A 9,682-nucleotide genomic window follows, 5' to 3' on the forward strand; every position below is an offset into this window, starting at 1 on the left:
CAGGTGGTGGCGGAAAAACCCATTGCCGAGATCGACGACCAGACGCTGATCCTGGCAAATCTGGCCCGCAAAGCGAGGCAACAGGTACAGAACTTTGTGCGGGAGCTGCTCAAGGACGAGGTGCCCAAGCGCAAAATTGCCCCCGAACGCCTCGAGCCCCTCATCCAGGCTCTGACCAGCGGGCGGGTAACCCACGACTACCCGATTACGGCTGAAGAAGCGCGGGAGCTGGGCCTGCCCATCTCCACCGAGTTGCCGCCCCAGATCTACGCCCTGATGGATCTCTACCCACAAGCCAACATAGGTCGCCCTTCCGTCCCCCTAGAAGACCAGCGGCGGATCCCGCTAGGGTGAGCTCTTGGCATAGGCGTCCATGGCTTCTCGACGCAACCCTTCCGCCCGTCGAAACAGCTCTTGCCCGGTGTGCAGGTGGCGATCGTCGAAGTTTAGGGGGAAGTAGCTCAGTTCCTCCAGGGCATCTTCCAAGTGGTTGAGGGCATAGTAGAGGCGGGAAGCCACCCCCCCCAAGCTGCTAGGGTTGGGAAGACGGCGAAAGATCTGCTGCGCCTGGGCCAGTTTCTGGGCGCACTTCTCCAGGTATAGGCCAAAGGCCGCCAGCAAGTCTGGATCGAAGGGATCAGCGGACAAAGCATTAAGCTGGGGTTTGAGGGAAGCCAACAGAGGTCCCAAAACCCGGTTGAGTGGCGTGTAAACCTGTCGAACCCAGGCTGCGCGGAGGACGGCCTCCTGGCTAACCGTCTGCGGCGGGGAAGGGCGGGGCAAGACCTGTCGGGAGCCCAGTTGCCGGTCGTATTCGCGACGGGCTTGGGGATCCCTGAGGACGGCATAGGCGGCGTTGATCTGGCGAATGCGCTCAGCACTGGCCCCATCTTTTCTAGCCAGAGGGCTGTCGGGATGGTGGTACTTGACCAGGCGGCGGTAGGCCTGCTTAATCTCGGCTGTCGTTGCCAGCCTCGAAACCCCCAAAATCTCGTAGTAAGATAGCCCCTCTAGCCCCCTTTCCATTGCGGTTACTGGTTACAAGCTCTCCTAATTGTACCCGCAGCCTACAATAGGGGTGAGTTGTCCGGTGTTGCCCCATGTCTTCCTCCTCACCCCGATCCCCCCATCCCCTCAGCGCTCTCTGGGGGGCTGCCCTTGCCGCCGGCCTAGGCTACGGCTTCCTGCAGTTGCTGCTTTCGATGCTGGCCAAGTTGCCGCCTGTAGATCTAGAAAGTGGATCCCTGGCACGGGGGATCAGCCTTTGGGTGCGCTACTTGTTGGTGGGATCCGTTACTCTAGTGGCCTTCATGTTCGTCATGGTGGGCTTGGGGCTAGCAGCCTACTCGCTGCAATTACTGGGAGAACGGCTGACCTCTTCTCGGCACCGGTCCTAGCCGCAGTCGAGGGAGTTGGTTAGCCAGGACGCTGACGGAGGCGCTGGCTGACCAAGGTGCGCCCCTGTGGGGTGTAGAGCTGCCAGTAGTTCCAGTAGTTGCCAAAGACAGACTTGACATAGCCACGGGTTTCGGCAAAGGGGATTTGCTCCACAAACTCATCGGGATCCTCAAAGCCGAAGCGGCTTAGCCATCTGGCCACATTGCCAGGCCCGCCGTTGTAGCTGGCCAGGGCCAGCAGGGTGTTGTCTTGATAGGAGCGGTGGGTGTAGTCAAAGTACCAGCATCCCAGGCGCAGGTTGTCGGCAGGGTTGGTGAGGCGGTACTGGGCTAGGCCAAGCTTCTGGGCAATCCAGCGGCCGGTGGCAGGCATCACCTGCATCAAGCCCAGCGCTCCCGAGGCGGAGACAATCTCCGGCTCAAAGCGGGATTCCTGGCGGATCAAGGCCGCCACCATCAAGGGATTGAGGTTAAATTGCCGCGACCAGTAGGCCAGCCCAGGCCGGGCATAGGGATCCCCCTCCCACGTGTTCTCTGGGCTGGCGTAGTAGTGCAGCGGGTAGACAGCCTGCCAGAAATCCTGGCGCTGCCTCAAGCTCGGCAGCAGCGGGTCAGGCTCGGCGCTGAAGCGCAAAGCAGCCACCTGGTTGATCCCCTGGAGGTGTTCGCCAGCGTTGTTGCGCAAAATGCCGCTGGCAAAGCGCTCGGCCACGCTCATCTGGCGCGGATCCCGGTGCCGCAGAGCCATTTCCCCCTGCCAGCGCTCCCAGGCCAGTTGGCTGGCGCCGATGAGATGCAAAGTTTGCGTGGCCTCAGAGAGCGCCGGCAACGGTTGGCGCACCGGCTGAAAGTCCACCTCAACCCTTTGGCGGCCGCTGGAGAAATCTCCTACTGGCCAGCCCAGTTGCACCGCCGCCCGCCAGGCGTAGTAGGTGTGAGGGAATCGCTGCAGCACCTGCTGATAGATTTGCCGTGCCGCCGCCCTATCCCCCAGCCGTTCCCGCCATTTGCCCGCCCAGTAGAGCAGCTGCGCCCCCATTTCCGTATCCTGCTGGGCCAAGCCAATCTGCTGGGCCAGAGCAATAGCTGCCCTGAGATTGCCCGCTTGCGCCTGGCGCCAAGCCACCGTCCAGGCGGCGTTGGCTGCTGCTTCGCTGGCCGGGAAACGCTCCCAAAGGGCCTGGCGCACCGCCTGGGCCGACTGCGGGCTGCCGTTGCGGTCATAAAGCTGGCTGAGGCTGAGCAGGGCCTCTGGGGCCTCTGGATCCGAGCCGGATCCTACCTGTCGGAGCAACTGAATGGCTGTCGGCAGGTCGCTCAGCTCGGCCAGGCGACGCCGGGTGAGGGAGGCCTCGGCAGCCTCGGGAAATTGCGCCAGCAGCGCTTGGTAGGCGGCCCTGGCCTGGGGAAACTCCCGCGAGATTTGGTGGCTGCGGCCCTGGCGGTAGAGGTTTTGGGGGGTGGCAGGGGCGTGTTTGTAGGCGCGGGCGGCTTTGCCGTACTCCCGCTGCTCCCAGTAGGCATCGGCCAGGATCTGCCAGTCGGAGGCTGTGAGGGATCCCTCCTGGGCTTGGCGCCAGCGATCCAAGAGGGGCGTTAACCCAGGGATTTGCGGGTGATGTTGGGCCAGATCCCGCAGCAGGTCGTAGCGGTCGGGATGCTGCTGCAGCAAGTGCTGGAGGGCGCGAGCAGTCAAGGGGTGAGTGGGAAATTGCCGTCGCAGTTGCTCCACCTGGCCCATTCCCCACAGGGCATAGGCGGCTACAGGACTGTGGGGGTACTCCCGCAAGATCTTGGGCCACCAGATCTGGCGGGCAGTTTCTCGATCCCCCAGCTTTTCGTAGGCCTGGGCCCTGAGCTTCCAAATTTCATCGGTGAGAACTGGCAGCTTCTCTTCCAAGCCTTGCAAGGACTCCAGGGCCGCTTGGGCTTGGCCGGCCTGGAGGGCTCTGTAGGCGCGCAAAAAGGCAGTGCCAGAAGTCGCGCTTAGGGATGTCGGCGGCACCGCCGCCATCTCAACGGGTTCTGCCCAGGAAGAAGTGTAGAAGCCCCAGAGGGCGCCGCCCAGGACTCCGCCTGCTGCTAAGGCCGCGGCCACCCATCGCCTCCAGAGGTTGCTGGTTAGGCTCCCCATGCCTCCCTCCCCCAGCTCCTTGACTACGATACCCAATGGGGAGGCGCTGAGCCAGGGCAGGGAGAACTCCAGTTGGCGATGGGAACTGGCTCGAGGGGCTCTGGCAGGGGAAACCCCAGGATCTGGGCGTAGAAGTAAAGCTCTGCCTCCAGAGCCCGCTTGAGGTTGGCCGCCTGGCGGAAGCCGTGCTGCTCTCCCTCAAAGGGCACGTAGGCCACCGGGATCCCTTTGGCCTTCAGGGCAGCTACCATCTTCTCTGCTTGGTTGGGAGGAACGATGGCGTCCTCCAGGCCTTGAAAGAAAATGATCGGGCAGTTGAGACCCTCTAGGTGGTGGAGGGGAGAGCGCTCTCGGTAGAGATCCTGCCGTTGGGGGTAGGGGCCAATTAAGCTCTCCAAGTAGTGGGACTCAAACTTGTGAGTTTCCCGGGCCAGCGCTTCTAGGTCACTGATGCCGTAGTAGCTGGCGCCGGCGCGGAAAACCCTGTGAAACGTCAAAGCCGCCAGGGTCGTGTAGCCGCCGGCACTGCTGCCGCGAATGAGCAATCGCTCGCCGTCAACCCGGCCCTGTTGGGCCAGGAATTGGGCTCCAGCAATGCAATCTTCCACGTCCACAAGGCCCCATTGGCCCTTGAGGGCCTCCCGGTAGGCCCGTCCATAGCCGCTGCTGCCGCGGTAGTTGACATCCAAAACGGCAATCCCCCGGCTGGTCCAGTACTGGATCCCCAAGTCGAGCACGGCTGCTGTCGCCCCCGTGGGCCCGCCGTGACTTTTGACCAAAAGGGGCGGCTTTTCGCCGGCAGGGGCCACGAAGTCGCGGTTCTTGGGAGGATAGAAGAAGCCGTAGGCCACTGTCCCGCCAGAAGTGGGAAAGGTGATGGGCTCAGGGATCGACAAGTACCCAGGATCCACCGCCGCGCTGCTAGAACGGGCCACCACCTCCAATTGGCCAGAAGGTAAGTCCAGACCGACCAGGGCCATGGCTTCGCTGGGGGATCCGGCCAGGAAGGCAGCTTTTTCGCCGCTAACTTGAAGGTTGTGGAGCTCGGTGTAGGGCAGGGGGAGCTCCTGCCGCTGTCCTGAACGCGGATCCAAAAGGGCCAGGTGGCAGAGCCCCTCCTGCCGATAGATGGCCAGGATTTGCCCATCCCCACAAAAGCCGTAGGTGCTCAGGCCAAACACCCACTGGGGCTCCCCAAACTCTGCTTCCATAGGACAGAGGGGAATTGGCCCCGAGGGATCCCAGCGGTAGAGGTTCCACCAGCCGCTGCGGTCGGAAACAAAGTAAAGCTCCCCCTGCGGCGACCACTGGGGTTGGAAAATGGACTCAGCCGGGCCGCCAACGAGTTTCTGGGGTTCTCCCAAGCTGCCGTCAGGAGCCACTTCCGCCCGCCACAGCTCCGTGCCGTCCCAGGGCATCTGGGGGTGATCCCAGGCAAGCCACACCAGGGTCTGACCGTCTGGGCTGAGTTGCGGGCTGGCGTAGAAATCGTGGCCCCTAGCCAAAACTTGCTGGGATCCGCTTTCTAGATCGATGGCCACCAGCGTATTTTCTGGCTCTCCCTGCTGGCTGTGATCCTCGCGCACGCAGAGGATGCGCCGGCGCCTCCTGTCCACCACCCCGTCGGCATAGCGGTAGGGGCCGGGCTCGGTGAGGGGCTGGGGAGCCAACCCCGGCAGCAGGCAGTACAGCCGTTGATCGGCAAAGTTGCAAAAGTACACCACCCCCTCAGAGACCCAGTAGGCGCCACCCCCGTACTCGTGGACACGGGTGCGCACGTTGAAGGGTGCTGGCGTCAGTTCCTGCACCGTCCCATCGGCAGCTCGCCGCACCAGTACATTTCGCCCCTTCTCCTGCGGGCGGCCCTCTATCCAGTAGAGATTGCTCCCCTCCCAAGCCGGTTGCCCTAGGCGCAGGGACCCGGCCACCACTAGGTCAGCGGTAATTGGGGATCGCCAAGATCCATAGCTAGCCTGTTGCACCATTTCCCAATCCTTGCCAGCCCAGGACTCCCATTATGGCGGAGGGAAGGGATCCCTGCCCCGACGGAAGAAAAGCAACCTTTGGCTGCTCCCTCGCCCAGAGATCTGCCAGGATCAAGCAGGAGAGAACCTAGTTAACTCCCTCCTCCCTGCGTCTGTGGCTGCTCCCATTCACGTCACCGCCGAGCCCTGGCTGCACACCTACAGCGAAATCATCGATGTGCGCTCGCCGGCAGAGTTTGCCGAGGACCACTGGCCGGGGGCCATCAACCTGCCTGTACTTGACGATGCAGAACGGGCAGAGGTGGGCACCCTCTACAAGCAGGTGGATCCCTTCACGGCCCGCAAGCGGGGAGCTAGCCTGGTGGCCCAGAACATCGCCCGCCACCTGCAGACCCACTTTGCCGACAAGGACCGGGACTACCACCCCCTCATCTACTGCTGGCGGGGAGGACAGCGCTCGGCCAGCCTGGCGCTGGTATTGTCCCAGGTGGGCTGGCAGGTTACAGTTTTGCAAGGTGGCTACAAAACTTACCGCGCCTGGGTACGCCGACAACTGCAGAGCTTGCCCCAGGAGTTCACCTACCGCGTCCTCTGTGGGCCGACGGGGAGCGGCAAAACCCAGTTGCTCCACTACCTGCAGCGCCAGGGATCCCAAGTCCTCGATCTAGAAAAGCTGGCCTGTCACCGGGGATCGGTGCTGGGGGGCGAGTGGGGGGTGCCCCAGCCGAGCCAGAAGTTCTTTGAGAGCCAGTTGGTTCAAGCCTTCCTCAAGTGGGATCCCGCCAAGCCGGTCTGGGTGGAAGCTGAGAGTGCCAAGGTGGGCCAGCTCCACCTGCCCCCTGCCCTTTGGCAGGCCCTCACCCAAGCCGACTGCATAGAGGTGCAGCTGCCCCTGGAAGAGCGGGTGAAGGGGTTGATTGCCCACTATCCCCACTGGATTGCCCACCCCCAGGCGCTAAAGGAAAAATTGCAGTCTCTCAAGTCCCGCCACGGCCAGGCCCGCCTGCAGCGCTGGTTTGAGCTCATCGATGCCCAAGACTGGCCGCAGTTTGTCCGGGAGCTACTGGAGCAGCACTACGATCCCACCTATCGGCACAGCCTGCAGCGGAACTTTCATCGTATTCGGGCCCGGCTTGAGCTGCCTGACCTCTCCGAGTCCAGCCTCAGGGAAGCTGCCACCCGCCTCCTTGAGATGTCGTCTGCAGCTCGACCAATGCGGTAGGCCTTGGGGCCCCCACCCGAAGCAACTGTCTGAGTTTGAGCTCCAAGGGAGACTTGAGAGGAAGTGCAGGTGAGGAAAGGGGGCAGCTCCAGCCAGCGCAGCGACGCAACTTGGGCATCTTGTTCGTAGCCGGCCGGCTTTTCTGGGCCAGTTTGTCCTCCCTGCTACCCACCCTGCCCCTCTGCGTCAAGGATGCCAGCAGCACTAGCCAACAGGTGGGCCTGGTGAGGGGGCCTTCCCGGTTGGGCTGCTGGCTTTTCGAGCTTGGCTGGGACGCCTGGCAGATGGCCACAGCTGTAGGAGCAGCAGCAGTGGCTCCCTTGCCAGCTGGATTCCGTGGGTAGCGCTGGTGTGGGCCTTCCACGGGATCAGCATTGTGGCTTTTGCCACTGCCTACGTGGCTCGGGTAGCGAATCTGGCCCCTGAGGGAAGACGCGGCGAAGTTGGGTCAATCCCGTGGGGGTTGCTATTGGCCCCGTGTTGGGCGGCTTTTTGCAGGAACTCACCGGCTATGGGCCTCGGTTTTTCTCCGCTGCCCTGCTAAGAGGGGTGGGCTTTCTCTGTACCCCAGCACTTCAAGAACGGCAGCAGGAACAGAGGGGATCCCCAGCCCGCGACCCAAAGGTGCGCTTCCTCACGGGGGTAATGCTGCTGGGGGGGTTGGCCTTCGGCATTGACACTCCCCCGACTAAAGTTGGGAGATTCTGCGGACCTGCCTCTTCGCCGTCTGTTGTCCTATCCTAAGCTGAGGTTGCTGGAGAAACTCGAGATGGCAGCGCGGCGTTGGCTTGCCTTCATCGGATCCCTGCTTCTAAGCGCCTTGGGGAGAGGGGGGGAAGAGGCTTGGGCGGTAACAGTGCGGGTACAGCTGGCCGATACCGCCACTCCTTTGGTGGTGGGAGTTTCTCTGCCTGCCCAACTAACTGATGGCCGCGGAAAGGTGTTGGCAGAGCTGCCGCCCCTAAGGGGGTTTTGGGCCCGCCCCAGCCCCCGGGGGGTGCAGCTGCACAAGGCCGTTAGTCCAGTACTGTTCATCGAGCCGCCGGAGGGCGGCCTAGTGGCAGTCAATGGCCGCTGGTATTCCGGCAAGGTGCTCTTGATGGGCTACAACCGCTTGCTGGCCATCAACTACGTTCACCTCGAGGAGTATGTGGCCAGTGTGGTGGAAGCCGAAATGGGATCCCGCTTCTTACCCGAGGCCCTGAAGGCCCAGGCAGTGGCTGCTCGCACCTATGTTCTTTACCACCGCAATTCCCGGCGCTGGTTTGATGTGTATAGCGACACCCGCTCCCAGGTGTATCGGGGTCTCTCGCAGCGCTCGGCAGCTGCCCTGGAGGCAACACGGGCCACCCGCGGCGTAGTCCTGGTGTACGGGGGAAAGTTTGTTAATGCCATGTACAGCGCCAGTGCCGGGAGCCAGACCGTTGGAGTGGACGGGATCCCTTATTTGCGGAGCCTGCCGGACTTCAGTCCCTATCCCAAGCTTGGCCATGGCATTGGCATGAGCCAGTGGGGTGCTCAGGAGTTGGCCCGCCAGGGCTGGAGCTACCGCCAAATTTTGGCCTACTATTACCCAGGCGTTAGACTTGCCCGCTTGCCAGAGTAAGACACCTCTCGAGGTTGCTGGAGCCCTTTGAGGGAAGGGGAGAAAATGCCGCAGAATAGGGATGGCTCTCCCCGTATTGAAGTTTGCCTGCGCACCCCACCATGAGCAACCTGAACGAAACGACTTCCTCTGGTCCAGCCGCTGTACCGCCAACAGGCGGAACAGGCTCTGCTGAAGATCCCGCCGCAGGAGAAAGCAGAGCTGCCGCTCCCAAGACCGCCCCAGGATCGGACAAGGGATCCGCCAGCCGGCGTGTTCGTCAACTCCTGGGTATGAAAGGGGCGGAGGTGGAGTCTCGCTCCGTTTGGCAAGTTCACTTACAGCTAATGAAGCCTGTAACCTGGATCCCCTTGATGTGGGGTCTGATTCCGGGGGCAGCCTCCTCTGGCCACTTTACCTGGACTTGGGAGAACGTGGCCCTCATCCTGGTGGCCATGATCCTGGCCGGCCCCCTAATGACCGGCTACACCCAGACCCTAAACGAGTACTACGACCGCGAGATTGACGCCATCAACGAGCCCTACCGCCCCATTCCTTCCGGAGCCATCTCCCTCCGGCGGGTGGTTATCCAGATCTGGGTGTTGCTGATTTTGGGGCTGGCGCTGGCCTATGCCCTGGATTGGTACACCGGCCACGACTTCCCGGTCATCACCTGCATTGCCCTGGCGGGAGCCCTAATTGCCTACATCTACTCGGCGCCGCCCCTGAAACTAAAGCGCAATGGCTGGCTGGGCAACTACGCCCTGGGCGCCAGCTACATTGCTTTGCCCTGGTGGACGGGGCACGCTCTGTTTGGCCAGCTCAACTGGACAGTCTGCATCCTAACTCTAATCTACAGCTTGGCCGGCTTGGGGATTGCCGTGGTCAACGATTTCAAGAGCATGGAGGGGGATCGGCAGTTTGGCCTGGCCTCGCTGCCGGTGATGTTTGGCGCTGTGGGGGCGGCCTGGATCGCGGCGCTGATGATTGATCTATTTCAGTTCGGCATGGCCTCGTTTTTGCTGGGAGCCGGCCTAAAACTCTATGCGGCGATTTTGGTGCTGCTCATTATCCCCCAGATCACCTTCCAAGACATGTACCTGCTGCGGGATCCGCTGAAGAATGATGTGAAGTACCAGGCCAGCGCTCAGCCTTTTCTGGTGTTGGGCATGTTGGTGGTGGGTCTGGCGCTGGGACGTTCCGGGCTGTGGTAGTCGAGCCGAAGGCCAAGTGCCCATCCTGGCAAGCGAGGTGACGGCTTCCGCCCTGGCTCATCCTCTCTACCGGGGCCAAGATCAAGCTAGGGATCCCAAAGAGTGGAATGGCCCTGGGCCAAAGGAGAGGTCCGATGAAACTGTT

General features: G+C 62.3%; 9 protein-coding genes. 6 read left to right on the forward strand and 3 right to left on the reverse strand.

What is annotated here, in order from left to right:
• Window positions 1–354 (forward strand): SDH family Clp fold serine proteinase (locus NW827_RS08495; protein ID WP_414503568.1); only part of this gene is annotated, 354 nt, incomplete at its 5' end.
• Here the strand turns inward: NW827_RS08495 and NW827_RS08500 are convergent.
• The gene (locus tag NW827_RS08500) at window positions 346–1,026 is read right to left on the reverse strand and encodes a J domain-containing protein (protein WP_414361602.1); all 681 of its coding nucleotides are present in this window, start codon (window positions 1,024–1,026) and stop codon (window positions 346–348) included. The two genes, NW827_RS08495 and NW827_RS08500, sit on opposite strands and share 9 nt — an antisense overlap.
• 74 nt (window positions 1,027–1,100) lie before the next feature.
• On the opposite strand from NW827_RS08500, the gene NW827_RS08505 reads away from it, so the two are divergent.
• Complete coding sequence (locus NW827_RS08505) at window positions 1,101–1,397, forward strand: DUF3082 domain-containing protein (RefSeq protein ID WP_414404435.1); 297 nt, start codon at window positions 1,101–1,103, stop codon at window positions 1,395–1,397.
• A gap of 19 nt (window positions 1,398–1,416) precedes the next feature.
• Here NW827_RS08505 and NW827_RS08510 read toward each other — a convergent pair whose 3' ends face one another.
• Both NW827_RS08510 and NW827_RS08515 read right to left on the reverse strand, forming a co-directional pair.
• Window positions 1,417–3,531, reverse strand: coding sequence for a transglycosylase SLT domain-containing protein (locus NW827_RS08510; RefSeq protein ID WP_414503569.1), 2,115 nt, complete (start codon window positions 3,529–3,531; stop codon window positions 1,417–1,419).
• Window positions 3,532–3,554: 23 nt separating this feature from the next.
• Window positions 3,555–5,516: a S9 family peptidase gene (locus NW827_RS08515; RefSeq protein ID WP_414503570.1), complete on the reverse strand. Its 1,962-nt coding sequence runs from the start codon at window positions 5,514–5,516 to the stop codon at window positions 3,555–3,557.
• Between the two features lie 154 nt (window positions 5,517–5,670).
• Between NW827_RS08515 and mnmH the strand changes: the two genes are divergently transcribed.
• The 4 genes from mnmH to chlG all read left to right on the forward strand — a co-directional run bounded on the left by mnmH (window position 5,671) and on the right by chlG (window position 9,537).
• The gene (gene mnmH / locus NW827_RS08520; RefSeq protein WP_414361596.1) at window positions 5,671–6,738 is read left to right on the forward strand and encodes a tRNA 2-selenouridine(34) synthase MnmH; all 1,068 of its coding nucleotides are present in this window, start codon (window positions 5,671–5,673) and stop codon (window positions 6,736–6,738) included.
• 456 nt (window positions 6,739–7,194) lie between these two features.
• Window positions 7,195–7,482 (forward strand): hypothetical protein, encoded by a 288-nt coding sequence (locus NW827_RS08525; protein ID WP_414404438.1) that lies wholly within the window; start codon window positions 7,195–7,197, stop codon window positions 7,480–7,482.
• 25 nt (window positions 7,483–7,507) lie between these two features.
• Window positions 7,508–8,344 (forward strand): SpoIID/LytB domain-containing protein, encoded by an 837-nt coding sequence (locus NW827_RS08530; RefSeq protein WP_414361593.1) that lies wholly within the window; start codon window positions 7,508–7,510, stop codon window positions 8,342–8,344.
• A gap of 101 nt (window positions 8,345–8,445) precedes the next feature.
• Window positions 8,446–9,537 (forward strand): chlorophyll synthase ChlG, encoded by a 1,092-nt coding sequence (gene chlG, locus NW827_RS08535; protein WP_414404439.1) that lies wholly within the window; start codon window positions 8,446–8,448, stop codon window positions 9,535–9,537.
• The last annotated feature ends 145 nt before the right edge of the window (window positions 9,538–9,682 follow it).

The organism is Synechococcus sp. H70.1, from assembly GCF_047502705.1.
Lineage (GTDB): Bacteria > Cyanobacteriota > Cyanobacteriia > Thermostichales > Thermostichaceae > Thermostichus.